Annotated in this window: 25 protein-coding genes and 1 pseudogene; 18 read left to right on the top strand and 8 right to left on the bottom strand. The window is 71.4% G+C overall.

The genetic code is table 11. From position 1 onward, the window contains the following. The first annotated feature begins 169 nt into the window (after positions 1-169). Entirely contained in the window at positions 170-1,750 is a 1,581-nt protein-coding gene (locus IE069_RS12640; RefSeq protein ID WP_189350924.1) for an arylsulfotransferase family protein, read from the top strand. Positions 1,751-1,808: 58 nt separating this feature from the next. On the opposite strand, the gene IE069_RS12635 is transcribed toward IE069_RS12640, so the two are convergent. Then, positions 1,809-2,174 (bottom strand): hypothetical protein, encoded by a 366-nt coding sequence (locus tag IE069_RS12635; protein ID WP_189350923.1) that lies wholly within the window; start codon positions 2,172-2,174, stop codon positions 1,809-1,811. A gap of 90 nt (positions 2,175-2,264) precedes the next feature. Further along, entirely contained in the window at positions 2,265-2,894 is a 630-nt protein-coding gene (locus IE069_RS12630; protein WP_189350922.1) for a hypothetical protein, read from the bottom strand. Between the two features lie 74 nt (positions 2,895-2,968). Between IE069_RS12630 and IE069_RS12625 the strand changes: the two genes are divergently transcribed. The 3 genes from IE069_RS12625 to IE069_RS12615 all read left to right on the top strand — a co-directional run bounded on the left by IE069_RS12625 (position 2,969) and on the right by IE069_RS12615 (position 4,690). Further along, on the top strand, positions 2,969-3,301 hold the full coding sequence (locus IE069_RS12625) for an ArsR/SmtB family transcription factor (RefSeq protein WP_189350921.1): 333 nt from the start codon (positions 2,969-2,971) through the stop codon (positions 3,299-3,301). Then, positions 3,298-3,984, top strand: coding sequence for a cation efflux transmembrane domain-containing protein (locus IE069_RS12620; RefSeq protein WP_189351027.1), 687 nt, complete (start codon positions 3,298-3,300; stop codon positions 3,982-3,984). Before IE069_RS12625 ends, IE069_RS12620 begins: the two co-directional genes overlap by 4 nt. Positions 3,985-4,165: 181 nt before the next feature. Then, complete coding sequence (locus IE069_RS12615; RefSeq protein ID WP_189350920.1) at positions 4,166-4,690, top strand: hypothetical protein; 525 nt, start codon at positions 4,166-4,168, stop codon at positions 4,688-4,690. 92 nt (positions 4,691-4,782) lie between these two features. Here the strand turns inward: IE069_RS12615 and IE069_RS12610 are convergent, their stop codons facing one another. Further along, the gene (locus tag IE069_RS12610) at positions 4,783-5,133 is read right to left on the bottom strand and encodes a DUF488 domain-containing protein (RefSeq protein WP_189350919.1); all 351 of its coding nucleotides are present in this window, start codon (positions 5,131-5,133) and stop codon (positions 4,783-4,785) included. An 8-nt stretch (positions 5,134-5,141) separates the two neighbouring features. Continuing rightward, positions 5,142-5,834, bottom strand: a pseudogene (gene yczE, locus IE069_RS15820) (membrane protein YczE). A gap of 60 nt (positions 5,835-5,894) precedes the next feature. Here yczE (IE069_RS15820) and yczR point away from each other — a divergent pair. Continuing rightward, positions 5,895-7,415 carry a MocR-like transcription factor YczR gene (gene yczR / locus IE069_RS12600; RefSeq protein ID WP_189350918.1) on the top strand — a complete coding sequence of 507 codons (1,521 nt, stop codon included), beginning with the start codon at positions 5,895-5,897 and terminating at the stop codon, positions 7,413-7,415. On the opposite strand, the gene yczE (IE069_RS12595) is transcribed toward yczR, so the two are convergent. Then, a complete protein-coding gene (gene yczE / locus IE069_RS12595; RefSeq protein ID WP_189350917.1) occupies positions 7,385-8,035 on the bottom strand; it encodes a membrane protein YczE in 651 nt (216 codons plus the stop codon). The genes yczR and yczE (IE069_RS12595) overlap by 31 nt on opposite strands. Positions 8,036-8,202: 167 nt before the next feature. On the opposite strand from yczE (IE069_RS12595), the gene IE069_RS12590 reads away from it, so the two are divergent. Both IE069_RS12590 and IE069_RS12585 read left to right on the top strand, forming a co-directional pair. Further along, entirely contained in the window at positions 8,203-8,784 is a 582-nt protein-coding gene (locus tag IE069_RS12590) for a helix-turn-helix domain-containing protein (protein ID WP_189350916.1), read from the top strand. After that, positions 8,781-9,365 (top strand): hypothetical protein, encoded by a 585-nt coding sequence (locus IE069_RS12585; protein WP_189350915.1) that lies wholly within the window; start codon positions 8,781-8,783, stop codon positions 9,363-9,365. Before IE069_RS12590 ends, IE069_RS12585 begins: the two co-directional genes overlap by 4 nt. Before the next feature lie 114 nt (positions 9,366-9,479). Here the strand turns inward: IE069_RS12585 and IE069_RS12580 are convergent, their stop codons facing one another. Continuing rightward, positions 9,480-9,959, bottom strand: coding sequence for an inorganic diphosphatase (locus tag IE069_RS12580; RefSeq protein ID WP_189350914.1), 480 nt, complete (start codon positions 9,957-9,959; stop codon positions 9,480-9,482). Positions 9,960-10,109: 150 nt separating this feature from the next. Between IE069_RS12580 and dacB the strand changes: the two genes are divergently transcribed. The 7 genes from dacB (at position 10,110) to IE069_RS12545 (ending at position 16,324) form a co-directional block, all read left to right on the top strand. Continuing rightward, positions 10,110-11,468, top strand: coding sequence for a D-alanyl-D-alanine carboxypeptidase/D-alanyl-D-alanine endopeptidase (gene dacB / locus IE069_RS12575; RefSeq protein ID WP_189350913.1), 1,359 nt, complete (start codon positions 10,110-10,112; stop codon positions 11,466-11,468). 92 nt (positions 11,469-11,560) lie between these two features. Further along, positions 11,561-12,508: a hypothetical protein gene (locus IE069_RS12570; RefSeq protein ID WP_189350912.1), complete on the top strand. Its 948-nt coding sequence runs from the start codon at positions 11,561-11,563 to the stop codon at positions 12,506-12,508. Positions 12,509-12,520: 12 nt separating this feature from the next. After that, the gene (locus tag IE069_RS12565; protein WP_189350911.1) at positions 12,521-13,621 is read left to right on the top strand and encodes an Rv3626c family coenzyme F420 biosynthesis-associated protein; all 1,101 of its coding nucleotides are present in this window, start codon (positions 12,521-12,523) and stop codon (positions 13,619-13,621) included. After that, on the top strand, positions 13,621-14,742 hold the full coding sequence (gene tilS, locus IE069_RS12560) for a tRNA lysidine(34) synthetase TilS (protein WP_189350910.1): 1,122 nt from the start codon (positions 13,621-13,623) through the stop codon (positions 14,740-14,742). Before IE069_RS12565 ends, tilS begins: the two co-directional genes overlap by 1 nt. A gap of 85 nt (positions 14,743-14,827) precedes the next feature. After that, positions 14,828-15,379 carry a hypoxanthine phosphoribosyltransferase gene (gene hpt / locus IE069_RS12555; RefSeq protein WP_189350909.1) on the top strand — a complete coding sequence of 184 codons (552 nt, stop codon included), beginning with the start codon at positions 14,828-14,830 and terminating at the stop codon, positions 15,377-15,379. Positions 15,380-15,635: 256 nt separating this feature from the next. Continuing rightward, positions 15,636-16,118: a DUF2975 domain-containing protein gene (locus tag IE069_RS12550; protein WP_189350908.1), complete on the top strand. Its 483-nt coding sequence runs from the start codon at positions 15,636-15,638 to the stop codon at positions 16,116-16,118. Then, the gene (locus tag IE069_RS12545; protein ID WP_189350907.1) at positions 16,118-16,324 is read left to right on the top strand and encodes a helix-turn-helix domain-containing protein; all 207 of its coding nucleotides are present in this window, start codon (positions 16,118-16,120) and stop codon (positions 16,322-16,324) included. Before IE069_RS12550 ends, IE069_RS12545 begins: the two co-directional genes overlap by 1 nt. Here the strand turns inward: IE069_RS12545 and IE069_RS12540 are convergent. Further along, entirely contained in the window at positions 16,321-16,788 is a 468-nt protein-coding gene (locus IE069_RS12540; protein WP_189350906.1) for an Lrp/AsnC family transcriptional regulator, read from the bottom strand. The two genes, IE069_RS12545 and IE069_RS12540, sit on opposite strands and share 4 nt — an antisense overlap. Before the next feature lie 119 nt (positions 16,789-16,907). Between IE069_RS12540 and IE069_RS12535 the strand changes: the two genes are divergently transcribed. From IE069_RS12535 to IE069_RS12520, 4 genes are all read left to right on the top strand, one after another. After that, positions 16,908-17,543, top strand: a complete 636-nt coding sequence (locus IE069_RS12535) for a LysE family translocator (RefSeq protein WP_229791137.1) — start codon at positions 16,908-16,910, stop codon at positions 17,541-17,543. 233 nt (positions 17,544-17,776) lie between these two features. Further along, a complete protein-coding gene (locus tag IE069_RS12530) occupies positions 17,777-19,150 on the top strand; it encodes a pectate lyase family protein (RefSeq protein WP_189350905.1) in 1,374 nt (457 codons plus the stop codon). Between the two features lie 3 nt (positions 19,151-19,153). Next, entirely contained in the window at positions 19,154-21,049 is a 1,896-nt protein-coding gene (locus tag IE069_RS12525; protein ID WP_189350904.1) for a pectinesterase family protein, read from the top strand. A gap of 199 nt (positions 21,050-21,248) precedes the next feature. Next, a complete protein-coding gene (locus IE069_RS12520) occupies positions 21,249-21,689 on the top strand; it encodes an acyl-CoA thioesterase (RefSeq protein WP_189350903.1) in 441 nt (146 codons plus the stop codon). Here IE069_RS12520 and IE069_RS12515 read toward each other — a convergent pair. Continuing rightward, a complete protein-coding gene (locus IE069_RS12515) occupies positions 21,686-23,200 on the bottom strand; it encodes a BCCT family transporter (protein ID WP_189350902.1) in 1,515 nt (504 codons plus the stop codon). The two genes, IE069_RS12520 and IE069_RS12515, sit on opposite strands and share 4 nt — an antisense overlap. Between the last annotated feature and the right edge of the window lie 85 nt (positions 23,201-23,285).

Below are 23,285 nucleotides of genomic sequence, written 5' to 3'. Positions count from 1 at the left end.
GGCTGTGAACACCACGCTAGAAGTTGACGTTACGTCAAGGTCAAGTCGGCGTCAGCGGTAGCCCGGCGTCGCGCCATCCCGCGCGGCGGGGTGGGGGCGAACCTCCGGACTCCCTCGGAATCCGGCGCGGGCCATTGTCGCCGCAGATCCCGTCCGATAGCTTGCGGACATGCATGACTTGGCGCAGCTCAACCGGACAGCAGTTGGCCGCACCCTGGCGGGAAGCGTCGTGGGAGCCCTGATCGTCTCTCTGGCCGCCTGCGGGACGGCGGACGAGGACGACAAGCTGCCGGTCCCGCACCACAGCTATGTCACGCGCCCGGACCTGACCCCGCCGGTGGTGGACGTGCGGGAGGATTCGGACCAGGCTTCGGGCGGCTATACGTTCCTGACCCCGAACTTCGACTCGGAGAGCCCCTCCGACGGCGGCCTGATCCTCGACGCCGCCGGCGAGCCGGTGTGGCTGGAGCCCGCCGAGGACGACGACCTGGACGACGACATCTTCGACCTGCGCGTGCAGGAGTACCAGGGCGAACCGGTGCTGACGTACTTCCAGGGCAGCAGCCGGGAGGGTCGCGGCAACGGCGACATCCTGATCCTCGACCAGTCCTACGAGGAGATCGCCCGCGTCACGACCGGCGGCGATCTGGAGGCCGGCAACGCCGACTTCCACGACACCGTCATCACGCCCGAGGGCACCATGCTCCTCGGCGCGTACGTGCCCGTGGAGTACGACCTGACCGAGGTCGGCGGCCCGGCCGACGGGTGGGTCGAGGACGCGGTCATCCAGGAGATCGACATCGCCACCGGCGAGGTGCTCTTCGAGTGGAGCGCGATCGACCGCATCCCGCTGACCGAGTCCATGGCGGACTATGAGGACGAGGCGAAGAGCGCCGAGGAGGAAGCGGAAGAGGACGACGACGCCCCCGGCTTCCCGACCGAGGAGAACCCGTACGACTACTTCCACATCAACTCCATCACCGAGGACGACGACGGCGCGCTGCTGGTCTCCGCCCGCCACACCCACGCGGTGTACAAGCTGGACCGCACCAGCGGTGAGGTCGAGTGGAAGCTCGGCGGAGAGGACAGCGACTTCGAGATGGGCGACGGTGCCGTGTTCTCCTGGCAGCACGACGCCAAGCGGGCCCCCGACGGCACCCTGACGCTGCTGGACAACCACTCGCACGACCCCGACGCCGACGAGTCGTCGCGCGGGCTGCGGCTGGAGGTGGACGAGGCGGCGATGACCGCGGAGGTGGTCACCGAGTACCTCCCGCCGGAGGAGCGCGTGGGCTTCGCGATGGCCAACGCGCAGGAGCTGGACAACGGCAACATGCTGATCGGCTGGGGCATGGCGCCCCTCTACTCCGAGTACACCAACGACGGCGAGCTGCTGCGGGACGTGTGCCACGGCGCCAAGTGCTACGGCGACGACTACGACGGCAACGGCACCAGCTACCGGGCCTACACCTTCGAGTGGGAGGGCACTCCGTCGACCCCGCCGGACGTGGTGGTCCAGGACGACGACGACGGCGAGCCGACCGTCTACGTCTCCTGGAACGGGGCCACGGAGGTGGCGCAGTGGCGGCTGGTCACGGGCGAGGACGAGGCCGGCGCGACCGAGCAGGCCGTCGTCGACCGCGAGTCGTTCGAGACCGCCATCCCGATGCCGGACGACGCGCCCTACGTGGCCGTCGAGGCCCTGGACGCCGAGGGCGACGTCCTGGCCACCGGTACACCAGCGGAGTAGCGGGCCGCCTCCCGGCGCGGCCGGGCCGGACGCTGCCGCCGGGTGGCGGAGTGGGGCCTCAGCCGGCGGCGACCAGCAGCGCGCTGAGCGTCCCGGCGAGCCCGAGCACCAGCAGGGCGCCGAGCGCCGTCACCCCCGCGGCCAGGCCGATCAGCCGCTTCCCGACCCGCTGGCCGGGCGCGCGGTCGAGCGCCGGCGGTCCGGCGGGGGCCGTCGTCGTGCCGGGGGAGCCCGCGCGCGTGCGGAGGATGGCGGAGGTGATGACCGTCTGCCGCTTCACGTCCCCGCGTCCGGTGCGGCGGTGCACCGCGGTGCGGATCCGGTCCTCGAGGCGGTCGCGACGCGATCCCGGGGACGGGAGGGCGAGGTGGCGGGCCGAGGCGAGTGCGCTCGGCCCAGCGCTGAATGCTGGGGTGAGGGGCATGGCGTCCTTCGGTTCCGGCGGGTGGTCCACCCTTCAAGAGGGGGTGGGGCCGGAATCGTGACGCGGATTCGGGAGATCTTCGCCTCGGCGCTACCCGGCCGCGGCGCGGAGCAGGGCCGCGGCGGCCGGGCGGGCGGCGGCCTCGTCCTCGGCGTGGGAGCGCAGGATCGCCTTCGACACGGCCTGCGAGGAGATCCCGAGCGCCGCGCCGATCTCCTTCTGCTGCCCGCGCACGCCGGGGACGAAGAGGTCGACGACGGCCCATTCGGCCTGGCTGCGGGCGGCCACGAGGCGCCCGAGAAGGCGGATCACGGCCTCGGCCTGCTCGGCGGCGCCGGGATCGGCTCCGGCGACGGCCACCGGGAGCCGCTCGCCGGGCTTGAGCGGCGCCGTGGTGGCGCGGGCGGCGTCGATCCGCTGGGCGCGGGTGACGGCGCGCCGGGCGTGCACGAGCGCGGGGCCGCGGACGTCGTCGAGCGCCCCGGGGAGGGGCTCGTGCAGGGTGCCGGCGCCGATGCCGACGTTCCAGCGGCGCTGGCGGAGGGCGATCAGGGCGGCCGTGAGGGCGTGGGCGGGATCGTCGAGGATGCCGATGGTCTCGTCGCCGAGCGAGCGCTGGAAGGTCATGGCCGCGGGCAGATCCCGCAGGGCGTGCGTGAGTTCGTCGACGCGGTCGCCGGCGTCGCGGGTGTCGCGCTGGTTGATCGTCACAACGTACATGCGCCTCAGTATGTCACCGTGGGCCGGCCGGCTTGAGATTTCGTCAGTACATCGATCCGTGTACCGTTGAAGTCATGGACACGTTGACCGAGACCCATTCGCACGCCCTCGCGCGCCTGGGATACGCCCTCTCCGACGCCGGCCGCGCACGGATCCTCATGCGCCTGCGCGGCGGCGAGGCGACGCCGTCGGAGCTCGTGGAGCTGCTCGGGGCCAGCAAGCAGGCCGTCTCCAACCAGCTGGCCTGCCTGCGCGGGTGCGGCCTGGTGGTCGCCGAGCGGCGCGGGCGGAACCGGGTCTACCGGCTGACGCAGGCCGCGCTGGCGGACGCGCTCGACGCGCTGGCCGCCGTCACGCTCGACGTCGACCCCGACTGCTGCGGACCGGAGGGGTGCACGTGCCGATGACGACGACGCCCGCACCGCCCGCGCCCAGCCCCGAGCGCCGGCTGATCCTGGCCCGCCGCATCCGCTGGATCGTCGCCGCCACCATTACCTACAACGTGATCGAGGCCGTCATCGCGCTCAGCGCCGGCACCATCGCGTCCTCGAGCGCGCTCATCGGCTTCGGCCTCGACTCGATCGTCGAGGTCCTCTCCGCGGCCGCCGTCGCCTGGCAGTTCGCCGCTCCCGACCCTCAGAAGCGGGAGAAGAAGGCGCTGCGCCTCATCGCATACTCGTTCTTCGGGCTGGCCGCCGTCGTGCTGTTCGACTCCGTGCGGTCGCTCGCCGGGTTCGCTGAGCCCGAGCACTCGGGGGTGGGCATCGCGCTGGCCGCGGTGAGCCTGGCGATCATGCCCGCGCTGTCCTGGTTCGAGCGGAGGACCGGGCGCGAGCTCGGGTCCGCCTCGGCGATCGCGGACTCGAAGCAGACGCTGATCTGTTCCTACCTCTCCGCCGTGCTCCTGGTCGGGCTGCTGCTGAACTCCCTGCTCGGGTGGACGTGGGCGGACCCGGTTGCGGCGCTGGTCATCGCGGCCTTCGCGGTCCGCGAGGGGCTCGAAGCCTGGCGTGGCGAGGCCTGTGCGCAGCCCGTCAGCCAGCTCGTCTCCACGGAGGAGCCGGCCGGCGGCTGCGGCTGCTCGCACTAGGAGGCCGGACCGGTCCCGCTCAGGTGATTGCGCACCACGGTCCGCGATTTCGGCGTGACCGGACGACCGTAGTAGGTTCGCAAACGGCGTCGCCTTGATCGCCTCGGGGTCGATCTCGGGGAACCTGGCGCGCCGTTCCCCGACGTGGTCGGCCCGAAGACGCCGATCGGAGAGTAGCGCAGTGACCGATCAGCGGACCGAAGCGGCGAAAGGTCTCGACCGGCTGGCGATTCTGATGGTTGTCGCGATCCTGTCCTACGGCGGGTCGTTGTTCCTGACCCTGGGAACCGGCTTCTACGACGGAAGGCTGACGTTCCTCGAGGCCGTGTGGGAGGCCTTCGGGGTCGCGGCCCAGGCGCTTCCGCTCCTGCTCGCCTACTCGATGCTCGTCCAGGTTCCCCTGTCACGGCTGATGATCAGGCACGAGGTGGTTCCGCTGGTCTACATGCTGGCTCAGGCCGGGATCGGAATCTACGTCGCACTCCCCGCGTTCGCGATCGAGTACCTCTTCTTCTCCGACGAGATGATGCCCGGCTGGAGGACCGTCTACTTCCTGGTCGCCGGGTTCGTGGTCCTGACCCCCGCCGGAGCCGTCATTCGCTGGGTGCGATTCAAAGGTTTCCCGCGGAGAGCACTCTTCTTGGCTGCTCTCCTCCTTGCTGCCGGGATCGCGGCCAGAGTCGTCCAGCACATCGCGGCCGCGTAGCGCACCTCGGGCAGACGCCCTGCCCGCGGTCCTCGGCCCCGCCGATCCGCGATTTCACCGCGTGGGGCGAGCCGGTGGGCCGCTCCGCCGGTTCAGCTGTCCTCGTTCAGGAAGTCGCGCAGGACGGCGGCTTGGTTGATCTCTTCGTCCCGCGCCGCGAAGAGCAGCGTGGTGACCGGCTGCTCCGCCGCCATCTCGCGCAGCTCCGCGACCGCCTCGTTGGCCTCCAGCTCGGACCGGTAGGCGGCGGCGAACTCCTCGAAGCGGTCCGGGTCGTGGTGCCACGCGGTGCGCAGCTCCGGGCTCGGGGCCACGTCCTTGAGCCACTCGCCGTGCAACCGGTCCTTGGCGACGCCGCGGGGCCACAGCCGGTCCACGAGGATGCGCAGCCCGTCCGACTCCTCGTGCGCGTCGTAGACGCGCTTGATCCGGAATTCGGTCATGCCTCAGGCTAACGCGCCGGCTCCACAACGGGAACCTGACCCGTCGCGGGCCGGGCGGGGGTGAGGTCCACGACCATCCAGCGCAGGAAGAACTGCGTGAGCGGGCCGATCAGGAGCGCGTAGGCCACGGTCCCGACGCCGAAGATCCCGCCGAGCAGCCAGCCGATCGCCAGGACCGTCACCTCCACCACCGTCCGGACCAGGCGCATGCTGATCCCGGTCCGCAGATGGACGCCGGTCATGAGGCCGTCGCGCGGCCCCGGGCCGAACTGGCTGCCGATGTAGAGCGCCCCGCCGATCCCGTTGACCACCAGCGCGGCGGCGATCGCCGCGATCTGCCAGCCGAGCCCCTCGATCGGCGGGAGCAGTCACAGGGTCGCGTCCGCGGCGACGCCGATCCACACGGCGTTGGCGACGGTCCCGAGGCCCGGCCACTGCTTGAGCGGGATCCAGAACAGCAGCACCAGCAGGCCGACCAGGATGATGATCGTGCCGATGCTCAGGGGCACCCGCGTGCTCAGCCCGTAGTGCAGCACGTCCCACGGGGCCTGGCCCAGGCCGGCGCGGATGAACACGGCCATGGCGACGCCGAAGAGCGTGAGGCCGACGAACAGGTTCGTCAGCCGGACCGGCAGGCGGCCGGCGCGCAGCTGCTGCAGGGGCGTCAGCGGGAGAAGCTTCGGGTGCGATGTCTGTGCCATGCCTCCAGCCTGCACCCGATTGGACCTTGAAAAAATAGCCAATTGCGCGAGAATGGCTCCATGAGCACCGTCACACCGGCCCGCCGCCTCGGCGGCGCGCGCCTCGCCGCCATGCTCGGGGCGCCCGACACCGCGCGCCCCGCCTACTCCTGGCTGGCCGAGTCCATCCGCCAGCTCATCGCCAACGGCCGCGTCATCCACGGCACCGCCCTGCCGAGCGAACGCCAGCTCGTCGACGCCCTGGGCCTCAGCCGGACCACCGTCTCCCGGGCCTATGCCGAGCTGCGCGACCGCGGCTACGCCAGCGCCCACGTCGGCGCCGGGACCATCGCGCAGGTCCCCGGCGGGCCCGTCGCCGGCGGCGGCGAGCCCCTGCCGCTCGGCGGCTTCGGCCCCCGCGGGGGCACCTCCGGCGCGTACGACGACGGCGGCGAGCCCACCGCCGTCGACCTCACCTGCGCCGCCCCGTCGGCCCCTCTCGGACTGGCCGACGTCTACCAGGAGGCCCTCGACGAGCTGCCCGCCTACATCAACGGCATGGGCTACTTCCCGCTCGGCGTCCCGGCCCTCCGCGAGGCGGTCGCCGCGGACTACACCCGCCGCGGCGTGCCCACCGACCCCGAGCAGATCCTCGTCACGTCCGGCGCCCTGGCCGGCGTCGCCGCGACCGCGCGGCTGCTGCTGAAGCCGGGCGCCGTCGCGCTCGCAGAGAGCCCCACGTACCCCAACAGCGTCACCTCGCTGCGCCACCACGGGGTGCGCGTCGCGTCCGTGCCGATCGGCTCCGACGGGACCGACGTGGACGCCGTCGCCGGGGCCCTGCGCTCCAGCGGGGCGCGGGCCATGCTGTGCCTGCCGGACTTCCACAACCCCGTGGGCACGCTCGCCCCCGACGAGGTGCGCGAGCGGTGGGCCGGCGAGCTCAAGCGCGCCGGGGCCACCGGGATCGTCGACGAGACCTGCGCGCGCATGTGGCTCGACGAGGAGCCGGACGTGCTGCCGATGGCGGCGTTCTCGAACGACATCGTGACGATCGGCAGCGCCAGCAAGTCGCACTGGGGCGGGCTGCGCCTCGGCTGGATCCGCGCCCCGCACGCACTGGCCGGCGGCCTGGCCCGGATGCGGATGACGCTGGACCTGGGGGCGCCCGTGCTGGACCAGCTGGTGCTCGCCCGGCTCATGGAACGCGGGTCCGGGCTCGCGCCGGAGACGCGGGAGCGGCTGCGGGCCACCCGCGATGCCGTGCTGGAGCGCACCGCCGAACTGCTGCCGGGCTGGACGGCGCGCCGGCCGGGCGGCGGGCTCTCGCTCTGGTTCGAGCTGCCGCGCCCGGTGTCGACGGCGTTGGCCGCTGCGGCGGAGCGGCGCGGAGTGCTGATGGCGCCCGGCTCGGCGTTCGCCGTCGAGGACCACGGCCTGGAGCACTGGATGCGCGTGCCGTTCGCGCAGGCCGGCCACGAGCTCGAGTGGGCGCTGCCGCGGATCGCGCAGGCGTGGGACGACGTCGTCGGCGGTGCGCCGGCCGGGCGCCCTGGGTCGGGCCGGAGCGGTCAGCGGCGCTCGATGTCGACGACCGTGTAGCGGAAGAAGAACTGGGTCAGCGGGCCGACCGACAGCGCGAACACGGCCGTCCCGATCCCGACCACGCCGCCGAGGAGCCAGCCCGCGCCGAGCGCCGTGAGCTCCATGACCGTGCGGATGAGCCGCACGCTGAGGCCGGTCTTGAAGTGCAGCCCGGTCATGAGTCCGTCGCGCGGGCCGCCGCTGAACTGCGCCCCGATGTAGAGCCCGGTGCCGAGGGCGGCGAGCACGGTCGCCGCGGCCATGGCCGCCAGCTGCCAGCCGATGCCGTGGATCTCCGGCATGACGGAGATGGTCAGGTCGGCCACGGGGCCGACCGCGAACGTGTTGGCCACGGTGCCGAGGCCGGGCCACTGCTTCATCGGGATCCACAGCAGGAGGATGGTCAGGCCGAGCAGCACGATCACGGTGCCGAAGCTCAGCGGCAGCCGGGTGCTGATGCCCTGGTGGAGCACGTCCCACGGGGACAGGCCCAGGCCGGCCCGCACGAACAGGCCGACGCCCACGCCGAGGATGAGGAGGCCGAGCACCAGGTGGGTGAGCCGGCGGGCCTTCCGGGGTGCGCGCAGCTGCTGCCTCGGGGTCATCGGAAGGAGGCGGGGGCGGGAGCTGTCGGGCATTGTGCTCATTAAACTGCGCGCGGCCGATTCCCGCTATCGACCGCGTCACAACCGAGCGAACCGGCATCACTCGATGCGCGCCCGGTATGGGTTGGTGGCCCCGGGGCGCCCCGTGCGGATCGGCGCTGCGTCTTCCAGCGAATGATCGGATCCGATAACATGGGTGGATGGATGTCAACCGGGTCGTGGCCGAAGGGCTGCGGCGGTCCGTCGAGAAGAGCGGACTGTCACAGGGGTCCTTCGCCCATGCCCTGGGGACTTCTCCTGCGCGCTTCTCGACCTACGTCTCCGGCGAGGTCAGCCCGTCGGCGGCTACCTACCTGAGGGCCGAGATCCTCGCCGAGGCCATTGCCGACGCCGGGCGTCGAGGTCTCATGACGGCCCCGGACACGGCGCGAGCGATTCGTGAGCCTCTTCGGAGCAGGACGGAGCCAGACGCGTGGCGCATGCTCTTGCAGGGGAGGGACCATCTGAGGTTCCTGCTCGAATCCGGAGATGGGACGGCTTGGGAGGCCCGCCCCGAATCCTGCGGCGATCGCCGATGGGATGCACTGTTGGCGGCTCTTGCTGAGCATGAGTTCGCATCCGCCGGGCAACACCCGCCCTTGTGGACAGAGCGGACTCGTCTGGCCCAGGCCTGGATGCCCGACCATCCGTTCATGTCCCCGGACAGGGTCCGACGGCAGACTCCGGAATGGCTCGCGGCACGTGGCATCTTCGTGCCCGCAAAGGATCTGGTGACGGCATGAGCTCCGCATTCTGGCTCAGCGGTGACGACATCGACGCGTTGTTGGGCGAACTCGACGAGCGGCTTCGCGCCCGCGGTTCGAGTGCCGCACTCTTCCTCGTAGGAGGTGCCGCGCTGATCGGGCGGGGGCTCCGGCCGGGTGGCGTTACCGAGGACATCGACGGGCTGACGCGGACATCCGAGGCCTATGAGATTGCACAAGAGATCGCCCACGATCACGGTCTGTCGCCGCGGTGGCTCAACGGGAGCGCGAGGATGTGGATGCCTCCGCTGCCGCAAGGCGTAGAGGACCCTCCGCGCGAACCGGGACTCACTGTGCACGAGCCGTCCGACGAGTTCCTCTTCGCAACGAAGCTCGTCGCGCAGCGGGCCAAGGACGCGGACGACGTGCTGGCATTGGCCCGAGCGTGCGACATGGTTCATGCCGATGCGCAGACTCTGGAAGAGGTCATCCGGCGCTACTACACGGACGAAGAGAGCCTGGCCTTCATTCTCGACGGCGCGGACCCTGCCGAAGAGCTGCGATTGATCGCCGAGGATGCGGCCAGATTCATCGCCTCCCGGACCAGTGGCGGGGCGTAGGGCGGCACAGGGCGGCCGTGCCGGAGCAGGACGCGCGAACGCCCCGCGGGACGTTGTCGTCCAGATCCGGTCTGAACGACAACTACCCGCGGGGCGTAGCGGTGTCGGGTGGTCTCAGCCCTTGAAGCGCTCGATCGACGCCGCCAGCTCGGCCTCGGCGGCCTCGCGGCCCTCCCAGCCCTCGGCCTTGACCCACTTGCCCGGCTCCAGGTCCTTGTAGCGGGTGAAGAAGTGCTCGATCTCCTTCAACAGCCACTCGTCGACGTCCTCGAGCTCCTTGATGTGGTCGAAGCGCTTGTCGTCGGCCACGCACAGCAGCTTGGCGTCGCCGCCGCCGTCGTCCGTCATGTTGAACACGCCGATCGGGCGCGACTCCACCACGACGCCCGGGATCAGGTCGACGCCGGGGATCCACACCATGGCGTCCAGCGGGTCGCCGTCCTCGCCCAGGGTGTCCTCGAAGTAGCCGTAGTGGGTCGGGTACTGCATCGGGGTGAACAGCACGCGGTCCAGGCGCAGGCGGTGGGTCTCGTGGTCGATCTCGTACTTGACGCGCGATCCGGTCGGAATCTCGATGGTGACGTCGTGGCTCAAAGGAGTCTCCTTGCAATGTGTGCGCGCCCTGCGGGGCCTGCCGGCGTGCGCCAGGTGCGGGCACTAGTGTTTAGTCAGTGCTGCAGCCAGCGTATATCGCACGGCCGCATCCACCACAGAATCTACCGCCGACATGCGATCGAGGTGCCCATGCGACGCGTCTTCGAGGCCGCCACCGCGGTTCTGCTGGTGCTGATCATCGCCGGGCTCATCGCCGTCAGCTTCCTGCCGCTGGCCCCCGCCGTCTTCACGCGCACCACCCCGCTCGCGGAGCAGGCCTCGCTGCCCTCCGTCGCGCCCGCGCAGCCCGCGGAGCAGCCGGCCGCCGAACCGGTCGCGCGCGGCGAGGCCGCCGGCGTCCTCGACCCCGTCCTCGCCGACGCCCCGGCCGCCGCCGGCCGCCTCTCCGGCGCGGTCGTCGACGTCACCTCCGGTGACGTCGTCTACTCCCGGAACGGGGACGACGCCGGGGTGCCGGCCTCCAGCCTGAAGACCGTCACCGCGGCGGCCGCGCTCAGCGTGCTCGGCGAGGACACGCGGCGGGCGACGGACGTGTACGTGGACGGCGACGCCGTCGTGCTGGTGGGCGGCGGCGACGTCCTGCTGACGGAAGCGCGCCTCGCCGAGCTGGCCGCCGACACCGCCGAGGCGCTCGCCGGGGAGCCGGGGGCGGACGACGAGCGCGTGCTGGACCTGGTGCTGGACGACACGCTGTTCGCCGGCAGCACGCTCAGCCCGCACTGGGACGACTCGCTGGTGACTACCGATAACATCGCCCCGGTGATGCCGATCGCGATGCACGCCGCCCGCACGGGCGAGGAGAAGGGAGCGCCGCGGGCCTCCGACCCGGCGATGACCGCGGCCCTCGAGTTCCACCAGGCGCTGGCCGCGGAACTCGACGGGACGGGCGCGAGCCTGGGCGACGACGTCGTGCGCGGGCAGCGGGGCGAGGACGCCGAGCGGATCGCGCGGCTCGACTCGCCGACCATCGGCGAGATGGTCCGAGTGATGGCGGAGGATTCGGAGAACTACGTGGCCGAGACGCTGGGCCGGCTCGTCGCGCTCGAGTCCGGCCAGCCCGCCAGCTTCGGCGGCGTCGCCGCGGCCATGACCGCGGCCGTGGAGCGCATGGGCGTCACCACGGACGGGCTGCGCATCGTCGATGCGTCCGGCCTCGCCGCGGCGAACGCGATCTCGCCCGAGCAGCTGGCGTCGATCCTCTCGGCGGCCTCCGTGTCCGCCAGCGCCGACCTGCGCGACGTGCCCTACATGCTCCCGATCGCGGGGGCGACCGGCACGCTCGCCTCCCGGCTGGAGTCGGACGCGACGCGCGGGAAGGTGCGCGCGAAGACCGGCACGCTCGCCGGCGTCGCGACGCTGACCGGGTACGCCGTGACCGGCGACGGGCAGCTGCTCGCCTTCTCCTTCTTCGCCCGGGACGTCCCGGGCAGCCTGACCGGCGCGCGCGACGTGCTCGACGACGCCGCGGCCGCGCTCGCGGGGCTGTAGGGCAGCGCGGTTCCGCCCTCAACTGGACGCCGTCCGCGGCCCCGACGGCCTCCTGCGGTGACGTCGGGGCAGGAACGGGTAGCCTCGGCTTCGTGGAGACATCGACGCATGATCGACCGGCCATGACCGCCCGCCCCAGCCGCCGGCGCACCCGACCGCGGGCCTTCTGCGCTGCCGCCGGAGCCCTGTTGTTGGCCCTGGCGGGCTGCAGCGGACCCGGCGGCGACGCTCCGCCCACGGGGCAGGCCGCGCAGTCGTCGGACGCGGGCGCACCCTCGACGGCCGGGCCGACCCCGTCGGAGACGCCGCCGGCCTGGGACGACGCCGGGGATCTGCCGTCCGCCGACCTGGAATCGAGCGCCTACGAGGGCGGACCGCGCGCGGTCGGGGAGGTCTTCCACGCCGCCTGCGTTCGGGCCGTGGACGGGGACGACCTGCCGGAGACCACCGACGCGGCGGAGGAGCGCACCGCCGTCGCGATCCAGAGCACGCGGCAGCTCACGGAGGGGTGGAAGGCCTGCCCCACACAGGTCTACGAGTCGTTCGCGGTGCCGGCGTCCTTCACGGTGGAGAACCGGGGCCAAGGCGTCGGCGACGGCGCGGTGGACCGCCTGGACATCCGGGACGGGTCCGGCGAACCTGTCGGTGGATTCGTCGCCGTCAACCAGTCGCCGACGCCGGAGTCGGCGGAGCTCGTGGAGACGCTGGAGATCACCGAGCTGGAGGCCTCCCCGGTGTCCGAGGAGGTCCGCTACGTCCGCACCCTACTGGTGGAGGCCGGGTCGGGGCCGCAACTGCTGATCGACCAGGTCTCGGCCCCGGCCGGCACGGATCCGGCCTCCCTGGAGGTGTGGGACCTGGCCGCCGGACCGGATTCGCGCGCCCTGGTCTACGCCTCCATCCGCCTGGACGACGCCGAGCAGGGCGGGGAGGCGGCCGAGTCCGAGCTGGCCGCCGTCCTGCAGGCCATGGTCGGCTCGTTCGAGCCGTCGGTGCAGTATCCGGGGCCGATTCTCAGGGAAAATCGGGGTGGTTCGTGATTCGATAGGCCCATGGACACTTCGCAGGCACCCGCCCCGCAGGCCGGCCAGGATACGGACAAGGCACCGGCCCGGCTGATCGACTTCGAGCTCGCCGCCAAGACCGCCGCGACGCTCAGCACGCCCGGGCCCAAGCTCACCGGCGCGGAGGTTCAGGCCGTCGTCGCCGACCTGCGCGTCCACGCCGAGGCCTCCGTGGCGCACGTCCACCAGATCTCCGGCCTCGAGGCCGCCCGCGACCTGCGCGACTCCGAGGTCCTGATCGTCGACCGCGCCGCCTGGGCCCGCGCCAACGTGCACAGCTTCGAGGCCATGATCGACGCCCCGCTGCGCGCCGCGGCCGCCAAGCACGTCGACAAGCTCTCCGGCGCGTCGATGGAGATCGGGTCCCGCGTGACGGCGGCCGAGATGGGCGCCATCCTCTCCTTCCTGGGGTCCAAGGTCCTCGGCCAGTACGACCCGTTCGCGCCGCTGAAGCGCCCGCACATCCCCGCGGCCGGCCGGCTCCTGCTGGTCGCGCCCAACATCGTCGAGGTCGAGCGCGAGCTCAACGTGGACCCCGCCGACTTCCGCCTCTGGGTCTGCCTGCACGAGCAGACGCACCGCGTGCAGTTCGCCGCCGCGCCCTGGCTGCGCGACCACCTGCTGGAGAGCATCGCCGAGCTGGTCGAGGGCATGCTGTCGAAGGCCGAGTCGTTCAGCGACCGGGTCGGCCAGCTGGCGAGCGGGAAGGCGTCGCTGTCCACGCTGCTGCAGGACGAGGACGACAAGGCGGTCATGAGCCACCTGACGGCCGTGATGAGCCTGCTCGAGGGCCACGCGAACGTCGTGATGGACGGCGTCGACGCCTCGATCGTCCCGACCGTGAAGACCATCCGCCAGCGCTTCGCTGCCCGCGGCGCGGACCGCGGGCCGATCGAGAACTGGCTGCGCAGGCTCCTCGGCCTCGACGCCAAGATGCGCCAGTACGCCGACGGGCAGCGCTTCGTCTCCGCGGTCGTGAAGGAGGTCGGCCTCGAGGGCTTCAACCGGGTCTGGGAGCGCCCCGAGCACCTGCCCACCGAGCGGGAGCTGCACCACCCGTCCGAGTGGGTCGAGCGCATGGGCGCCTGATGGGCGGCAGGCTCCCGCCGGTCCTCGCCGGCGCCCGGCACGCCGTCCTCGCCGCCGTCTCCGCCTGGCGCGAGGCCGGCTGCCCCGGCGCGGCCCTCACCCTCCCCGCGCACGACGACGCCGCCCGGCTCGCGCCGGTCCCCGCGCCGCACGTGCTGGTCGCCGCGAGCGGCGGGGCGGACTCGATGGCGCTCGCCGCGACGGCCGCGTTCCTCGCGGGCACGTCGCACTTCGAGGCCTCGGCCGTCGTCGTCGACCACGGACTGCAGCCCGGCAGCGCCGATGCCGCGGCCGCCGCCGCCGGACAGCTGCGCGCCAGGGGGCTGGCCGCCGCCGTCGTGCCGGTGGACGTGCCGGAACCCGGCACCGAGGAGCAGGCCCGGCACGCCCGCTACCGGGTGCTCGAGCGGCAGGCGGCGGCCCTGCAGGAGCAGGCCGGCCGGCCCGTGGCGATCCTCACCGGGCACACGCTCTCCGACCAGGCCGAACAGGTCCTGCTGGGGCTGGCCCGCGGGTCCGGGACGCGCTCCGTGGCCGGGATCCCGCCGGCCCGCGGGCGCATCCTGCGGCCCTTCCTCGGCACGAGCGGGTCCGGGGCGCGGGCCGAGGGGCTGTGGCGGGCCGACACGGAGTTCGTGTGCGCCCACGAGTCGATCGAGGTCTGGAACGACCCCACGAACGCCGAACGCGACGCGCTGCGCAACCGGGTCCGGCTCGACGTGCTCCCGGCGCTCGAGGACCAGCTGGGGCCCGGCCTGGCGGCCTCCCTGGCGCGGACCGCCGCCCTCGCCTCCGCGGACGCCGACTACCTCGACGCGCAGGCGGGCGAGGCGTACGCGGACGCCCTCGTGCGGCAGGAGGGCGGCGACGTCGTGCTGCGGTTGAACGCCGTGCGGGCGCTGCCCGAACCGCTCAGGCGGCGCGTGCTGCGGCGCGCGGCCCTGGCCGCCGGGGGCGAGGCGCCGACGTACGAGCGGACGCTGGCGCTCGAGCAGCTGGCCTCCGCCGGAGGATCGGCCGGCCCCGTCCAGCTGGCCGGGCACGTGGCCGCGCGGCGGGTGCGCGACGGGCGTGATCATGGCCACGTCGGCCCGATTCTGCTGCTGCGGGCGGCGCGGTAATTCATCGAGGGGTAACCTAGGTCCTGTAGCCGTCAACTGCGTCCCGTGACCGGCGCAGACACCCGATACTTCAGGAGCCCCTTTCGTGGATTCGAACGACGTCAGCGCCGATCTGGCACACGTGCTCTACACCAAGGAACAGATTCAGGACAAGATCGCCGAGCTGGCCGTCCAGATCGACCGGGACTACGAGGGGCGCGACATCCTGGTCGTCGGCGTCCTCAAGGGTGCCGTCATGGTCATGGCCGACCTGGCGCGCGCGCTGCACTCGCACGTGAACATGGACTGGATGGCCGTGTCCTCCTACGGGTCCGGCACCACCAGCTCCGGCGTGGTCCGCATCCTGAAGGACCTCGACACCGACCTCATGGGCAAGCACGTCCTGATCGTCGAGGACATCATCGACTCCGGCCTGACCCTGTCCTGGCTGAAGTCCAACCTGATCTCCCGCGGCCCGGCCTCGGTCGAGATCTGCACCCTGCTGCGCAAGCCGGAGGCCGCGAAGGTCGAGATCGACGTGAAGTACGTCGGGTTCGACTGCCCGAACGAGTTCGTGGTCGGCTACGGCTTGGACTTCTCCGAGAAGTACCGGAACCTGGACTTCATCGGCACGCTGGCACCGCACGTCTACCAGTAGCCCGATCCGGACGGCCCGGTCCCCGCGCGGGGGCCGGGCTTTTCGCGTCTCCGGCGGGGTGCACTGCGGCCCCGGCTCGCCCCGCCGCCCAGCGCGCGAAAAAGCCTGGGTAGATGACCCAGGGGGTGTCTGGTTCTCAGGCTCACGTCTGTACCTCAGGCTCAATCGGTCTGGCGGCGCGGCAAGCGGGCGGCGCATCCTGGTGCACGCGCAATACCTATTGACTTTCGATAGGTAATGATCGAGAATCGGTTGCATGATGAAAGTCGATCGAATCGTCACGCCGCTGCGCTTACTGCTGGCTCTCCTGTTCGCCGGTCTCCTGGCCGTCCAGGTCCTGATGGTCGCGACATTCCTGCACGAGGCGGCCCAGAATGACGGCTCCCTGCCGATCCCCGTGCTCGTGGTCGTCGGCGCCGCGTGCATCCAGGTCATCGCGTTCTGCACGTGGCGGCTGCTGTCGATGGTGCGGGCCGGCAGCATCTTCACCGAGGACGCCTTCCGGTGGGTCGACGGCATCCTGTGGGCCCTGGGTGCCGCCCTCGTGCTGTGGTGCGGCTTCGCGGCGGTGATGGGCTACCTCGCCAGGTTCACGGACGCCGACATCCCGCCGGGCGTGGTGCTGATCATCGGCATCCTGGCACTCGCCGGGGTCGTCGTCTTCCTGCTGGTCGTCGTGATGCGCGCGCTGCTGCGCCAGGCCACCACGCTCCGTGCCGACATGGAAGGGGTCATCTGATGGCCATCGTCGTGCGGATCGACGTCGAACTCGCCAAGCGGAAGATGGGCGTCGGGGAATTCGCCGAGCGGGTCGGTCTGACCCCGGCCAACGTCGCGGTGCTCAAGAACGGGCGCGCCAAGGCTATCCGCTTCAGCACCCTGGAGGCCATCTGCCGGGTCCTCGAATGCCAGCCCGGCGACATCCTGGAGTGGGTCGAGGACTAGCGCTTCACCCCGTCGAGCGGCAGGTCGCGCTGCTCGACGACGCTCTTCATGACGAGTGTCGAGCTGAGGTTCTGCACCCCGGGAAGCCTCGTGAGCTCGTCGTCGTAGAGTCGCTGGAAGTGCGGCAGGTCCGCCGCGACGACGCGCAGCAGGTAGTCCGGGCTGCCGAAGAGCCGCTGCGCCTGGACGACGTACTCGATCTCCGCCACAGCCTGTTCGAACGCCTCGATCCTCTCCCGAGCCGTGGTGCTCATGTTGACGAACACCAGCGCGTCGAACGTGAGCCCCAGGACGGACGCGTCCAGGTGGGCGCGGTACCCGGCGATGGCCCCGGAGCGCTCCAGGGCCCGCAGTCGGCGGTGGCACGGCGAGACGCTGAGCTGGACGCGCTCCGCCAGCTCGGTGATGGTTAATCGCCCATCGCGCTGCAGCTCGGCAAGAATTTTCCGGTCGATGCGGTCCATGTGCAAAATTATCCCCCAGAAGCCGGGATTTCGCAGCAGAAGTTGAGAACACCTTCGGGCCGTTCCCGCCTAGTCTCCTCAGTGGGCCGCACGGGGCGGCCCGGAGAGGGGCGGGTTCGTTGGAGGCTCAGACTGTTGTCGCGTTCTGGATGGTGTCGGCGCTCTTCGTCGTCACGCCCGGCGCCGACTGGGCGTATGCGATGAGCGCGGGCATCCGCCACCGGTCGGTCGCGCCCGCGGTGGGCGGTCTGCTCTCGGGGCACCTGCTCGTGGTCGGGCTCGTCGCCGCGGGTGTCGGGGCGCTGCTGGCCGCTCACCCGTGGGCGCTGACGACCCTCACGGCCGCCGGCTGCGCCTACCTCGTCTGGCTCGGGGTCGGCACGATCGCGCGCCCGGCCGTCCCGTCGCTGGGGGCGGCTCCTGCCGGGCTTCCGGCCGGCGGTGCCGGCGTCCCGCGCCAGTTCCTCAAGGGCGCGGGGATCAGCGGCCTGAACCCCAAGGTGTTCCTCCTCTTCGTGGCCCTGCTGCCGCAGTTCACCGACGCGGCCGGCGCGTGGCCTGTCGCCGGGCAGATCGGCGCCCTCGGGGTCGTGCACCTGGTCAGCTGCGCCGCCGTCTACGCCTCGGTCGGGCTCGCGGCCCGCCGCGTCCTGGGCGCGCGCCCGGCGGCGGCGCGGGTCGTCTCCCGTCTGTCCGGTGCCGCGATGGTCGCGATCGGCGTCGTCCTGTTCGTCGAGCGGATCGCGCTCGCCTGACCCCTCCGGGGCGGGTCGGCCCCGGAAGGCGCGGGCAACCCTGAGGGACTCGTGCCTTGCTGAAGGTGCATTACCCCTGTCTGCGGGAATGCGCTTGCTGATAGCTTCCTGAACATCGATCAGTCGTGATCTGAATCACAGCCCGTCGCGTCCGGTGGGGCGGGCGATGCGGGGCTCCGCGCGATGCGCGCTGATCGCCGTCCATGAGGATTCCAACGATGGAAGAAGTGAGCATGCGAACCAACAGGAGCATTCGAACGGCTGGACTGGTGGCGACGACGCTGTCGGCCGCCCTCATCGCCGCCACCGTCGCGGCCGGCCCGGCGGGCGCGGCGCCCGACGGCCAGGCGGCCGCGCAGGGCCAGACCGCCGGAGCCGCCCTCGAACGCCAGACGCTGGGCGGAAACGACGGGTGGGGATCAGCCGGCGCCGGCACCACGGGCGGCGCCGCCGCCGCCGACGAGCACGTCTACGACGTCGACTCCCGCGCCGGGCTGCTCGCCGCCTTCGCCGAGGCGGGCGACGCCCCGAAGATCATCCGGGTCCACGGCGTGATCGACGGCAACGAGGGCCCGGACGGGACGCCGCAGTCCTGCGACGCCTACGCGGAGGGCACCGGCTACGACTTCGAGCAGTACCTCGAGGCGTACTCGCCCGAGAACTGGGGGTGGGATCAGGAGCCGCACGGCGCGCTCGAGGAGGCCCGCGACGCCGCGGCCGAGAACCAGAAGAACTGGATTCGCTGGGACATCCCGTCGAACACCACGATCGTCGGCGCCGACGCGGACGCCGGCATCACCGGCGCCGCGCTGCGGGCCAGCGGCGAGCAGAACGTGATCATCCGCAATCTGACCATCAGCGACTCCCGCGACTGCTTCCCCGCCTGGGACCCGACCGACGGCGACTCCGGCAACTGGAACAGCGAGTACGACCTGCTGCAGATCATCAACGGCACCGAGAACGTCTGGCTGGACCACAACACGTTCACCGACGCCCCGAACTTCGACGACGAGCTGCCCGAGTACTTCGGCCGCACCTACCAGGTGCACGACGGCGCGGTCGACGTCACCAACGGCTCCACCTACGTGACTATGTCCTACAACCGCTTCGAGGACCACGACAAGCTGATGCTCATCGGCTCCACGGACTCGCCGACCCGCGGGGACCCCGGCAACCTCAAGGTCACTCTCCACCACAACGTCTTCAAGGACATCGGCCAGCGCGCCCCGCGCGTCCGCTACGGTCAGGTGGACGTCTACAACAACCACTTCGTCACCACCGACGACTCCCCGGTCGCCTACAGCTACCTCTTCGGAGTCGGGGCGGAATCGCACCTGCACGCCACGGACAACGCGATCACCGGCGACGCCGACGCCGCCACCGTGCTCAAGAACTGGCGCGGCGACGTCGTCTTCACGGACGGCAACGTCATCAACGGCCGGAAGGTCGACCTGCTCGGCGCCCACAACGACGCCGCCGACGCCGAGACGCAGCTCGGCCGCGACGACTCGTGGACACCCGAGCGGCGGACCACCGTGCACGCGGCTCAAGCGGTCCCGGCACTGCTCGCCGACGGCACGGGCCCGATCTTCACGGCGGGGGAGTAGACCATGGAGATCTCGACCATCTCGCGCCGCGCTGTGCTGCGCACCCTCACCCTCGCCGCCGGTTCCGCCGTCCTCGTCGGCAGCGGCGCCCCGGGCGCCCTGGCATCGGGCACGACGACGTCGCCCGCCACCGGTGCCGCGGTCTCGGCGGGCGTCTCCCGGGACTACCCGGTGGTCTTCGTGGTCGGCGACTCGACGGCCAGCGCCTACGAGCACGACCTGCGCCCGCGCACCGGGTGGGGGCAGGCCCTGGCGCTGCTGACCGGCAAGAAGGCGTCGGTGTTCGACTACGCGTGGTCCGGCGCCTCGTCGAAGAGCTTCGCGGACGCGGGCAAGCTGGACACCGTGCTGTCCCTGATGCAGGCCGGCGACACCCTGCTGATCTCCTTCGGCCACAACGACGAGAAGGTCTCCGATCCGGACCGCGGCACCGACCCGGACACCACCTACAAGGAGTACCTGACCCGCTACATCGACGGGGCGCGCGCCGCCGGCGGCCAGCCGGTGCTCGCCACCCCCGTGGAACGGCGGCGGTTCGATTCGGCGGGCAACTCCCGCACGTCCCACGGCGAGTACCCGCGGGCGATGCGCGAGCTCGCCGCGGCCACGGGTACGCCGATCGTGGACCTGACCGAGCTCTCGCTGCAACTGTGGCAGCAGCTCGGGCCGGAGGGGACGCTGTCCCACTTCCTGCACCTCGAGCCGGGCGTGCACCCGCAGTACCCGGACGGGCGGGAGGACAACACGCACTTCCACGCCGTCGGCGCGCTCGCCGTCGCCCGGCTCGTGGCCCGCGACCTGGTCGGCCAGGGCATCACGCCGGGCAGCTGGTTCACGCGCCTCGACGCGGAGGTCGACCCGCTCGCCGAGACCTACTGGCCGCCGGAGCGACCCGTGGACGAGGTGCGGATGATCGACGTCGGCCCGGGCGGCGACTTCGCGTCCGTACAGGCCGCCGTGGACACCGTCCCGTCCTACAGCGGGACGCGCACCGTCATCCGGATCGCACCCGGGACGTACCGCGAGGTGGTGCGTGTGCGCTCCGACAAGCAGCGGATCACGTTCCTCGGCCTCGGCGAGCGGCCCCAGGACACGGTGCTGGTCTTTGACAACGCGTCCGGCACCCCGCACCCGGACGGCGGCACGTACGGGACCACGGGCAGCACGTCCATCCGGGTCGACGCCGCGTACTTCCACGCCGAGAACCTGACGTTCGCGAACGACTTCGACGAGGCCGCGCACCCGGAGATCACCAGCCGGCAGGCGGTCGCGCTGCGGCTCGCGGGCGACTACTCGGTGCTGCGGAACGTGCGCTGCCTGGGCAATCAGGACACGCTCTACGTCAATTCGCCGTCCACCGGCGTGCAGGCGCGCTTCCTGTTCGACTCCTGCTACGTCGAGGGCGATGTGGACTTCATCTTCGGCCGCGGCACCGCCGTGTTCGACGCCTGCCGGATCGTCTCCCTCGACCGCGGCGAGTCCAACAACGGCTACGTCACTGCGAACAGCGTGGACAAGTCCATCAAGCACGGCTACCTGTTCGACGGCTGCGAGTTCACCTCGCCGGCCGCTCGCCGGACCGTGCACCTGGGCCGGCCGTGGCACCCGGGCGGGGACCCGGACGCGATCGCGCAGGTCCTGGTCCGCGACTCGGTGCTCGGCGACCACATCAAGGCCTCGCCCTGGACGGACATGAGCGGCTTCTCGTGGAAAACGGCCCGGTTCGCCGAGCACCACAACAGCGGTCCGGGCTCGTCCGTCACCGCCGACCGGCCGCAGATGCCGGTCGCGGAGGCCGCCGAGTTCACCGGCGCGGCCTACCTCGCGGGCGGCGACGGCTGGGCGCCGCACTTGGCGCGCACCTCGGCCGACAGCGTCGCCCTGCTCAGCTACGCCTGAGAGGCTCGCCCGGGCCTGACCAGTCCAGCGGTAGGTGAGAGGGGTACGACGCCGGTGCGCACCGGCGTCGTACTCCCTCACCTGTGCTGTTCAACGCCAGGGCCTGTGATTTCGGGCGCGAAGGACTGCCGCAGCCGCCGCGGCGGCGCTAGGGTGAAGGCTCGGCGTCGACGGCGGCGCTGCGAAGGAGGAGCTGACCATGGCAGAGAAGGGCGACATCTCGTTCCACACGCGCAAGTGGGTCCGCCCCGAGGACCTGAATGCGAACGGCACCCTCTTCGGCGGGTCGCTGCTGCGGTGGATCGACGAGGAGGCGGCGATCTACGCGATCGTCCAGCTCGGCAACGGGCGCGCGGTGACCAAGTACATGTCGGAGATCAACTTCGTCAGCTCGGCCAAGCAGGGCGACCTGATCGAGATGGGGCTGACTGCCACGCACTTCGGCCGGACGTCGCTGACGATGCGGGCCGAGGTGCGCAACATGTTCACGCGTCAGTCGATCCTGACGATCGAGAAGCTCGTGTTCGTGAACCTCGGCGACGACGGCCAGCCCGCTCCGCACGGGTACACGGAGATCACCTACACGCGTGACCGCGTTCCGCGCGAGCACGTCCAGGTGGAGGCCCCGCCGGCCGGCTAGCCCCCGTCCTTGTCGACGAGTTCGCGCAGTCGGGCCCGGCGGAGGAGCTTGAACTCCGGGTCCTGATGCAGCTCGCGGACCAGCGAGATGCCGAGCAGTCCCACGATGATCGTGAACGGCAGAGCGGAGAGCATCGCCGCCTGCTGCAGGGCGCTCAGCCCGCCCACGATCAGCAGGAGCACGGCGCAGAGACCGGTCAGTACGCCCCAGAGCGTGAGGACGGGCCGGCTCGGGTTGAGTTCCCCGTTGGAGGAGAGGGTGCTCAGCACGAACGTGTTCGAGTCCGCGCCGGAGATGAAGAACAGCACCACGAGCAGCACGGTCACGATCGACAACAAGTGCGTAAGGGGCAGCTGCTCGAGCAGCGCGAAGAACGCCGAGTTGATGTTCTCGGCCGTCGCCGCGCCGATCCCGGCACCGCGCATGTCGAAGCTGATCGCCGATCCGCCGAAGATGGCGAACCACGCGAAGAACACGAGGGTCGGGACGCCGAGCGTGCCCGCAACGAACTGGCGGAGTGTGCGCCCGCGGGAGATCTTCGCGAGGAAGACGCCCACGAAGGCGCCCCAGCTGAGCCACCACGCCATCATGAAGTACGTCCACCACTGCATCCAGGCCATGTCGTCGGCCGTGGTCGGCGTCGTGAGGCTGACCGAGAAGAAGTCGTTGAAGTACTGGCCGACCGAGCGGAAGAAGAGGTTCGTCACGAAGTTGGTCGGGCCGGCCAGCAGGACGAACACGGCCATGACCACCGAGGCGGCCATGGTGGTCTGGCTGATGTACTTGATGCCCCGGCTGACGCCTGTCAGCGCGGACACCGTGAAGAGGACGGTGATCACCGCGATGATGATGATCTGGACGTGCAGTCCGCTCGGCAGGCCGAAGACGCGGCTGAGGCCCTCGTTGATCTGGGAGGCGCCGAGACCGAGCGACGTTGTGGTGCCGAACAGGGTGGCGATGACGGCGAACACGTCGATCGCCTTGCCGGGCCATCCGTCGACGAGACGGCCCAGGACCGGGCGCAGCATGGGGGAGACCAGCCCCGGGCGGCCCTTGCGGTGCGTCGAGTAGCCGATGGCCAGCCCGAAGACGCCGAACACTGCCCAGGCGTGCGGCCCCCAGTCGAAGTAGCTGAACTGGAGCGCGCGGACGGCGGCGTCCGCCGTCTCGGGCTCGGCCAGGCCGTGGGGCGGCGTCATGAAGTGCGAGATCGGCTCGGCGACGCCGTAGCTGACGAGCCCGATGCCCATGACGGCGGCGAGGATCATCGCGAGCCAGGACCACGTGCTGTACTCGGGCCGGCTGTCGTCGGGGCCGAGTCGCACCGCGCCGTACCGGCTGAAGAACAGGTAGATCAGGAGCCCGATGCAGAGCAGCGGGACCACCAGGTAGCTCCACCCGACGGTCTCGGCGACCCAGTTCATCGAGGATCCCATGGCCAGCCCGAGGCTCTCCGGGGAGAGCGAGGCCCAGAGGACGAAGGCGGCGATGAGCCCGACGGATGCGTACATGACCGGTCCGATGGCGGCGAGGCGGTTTGCTCTCCGTTTGCGGGCAGGGGTCAACGGGGTTGTCTCGTGGGCCAGGGGGTACTCC

Source organism: Zhihengliuella salsuginis (assembly GCF_014651715.1).
GTDB lineage: Bacteria > Actinomycetota > Actinomycetes > Actinomycetales > Micrococcaceae > Zhihengliuella > Zhihengliuella salsuginis.
Note: the sequence above shows the minus strand (reverse complement) of the source record. Positions and strands in the feature narration are given on the sequence as shown.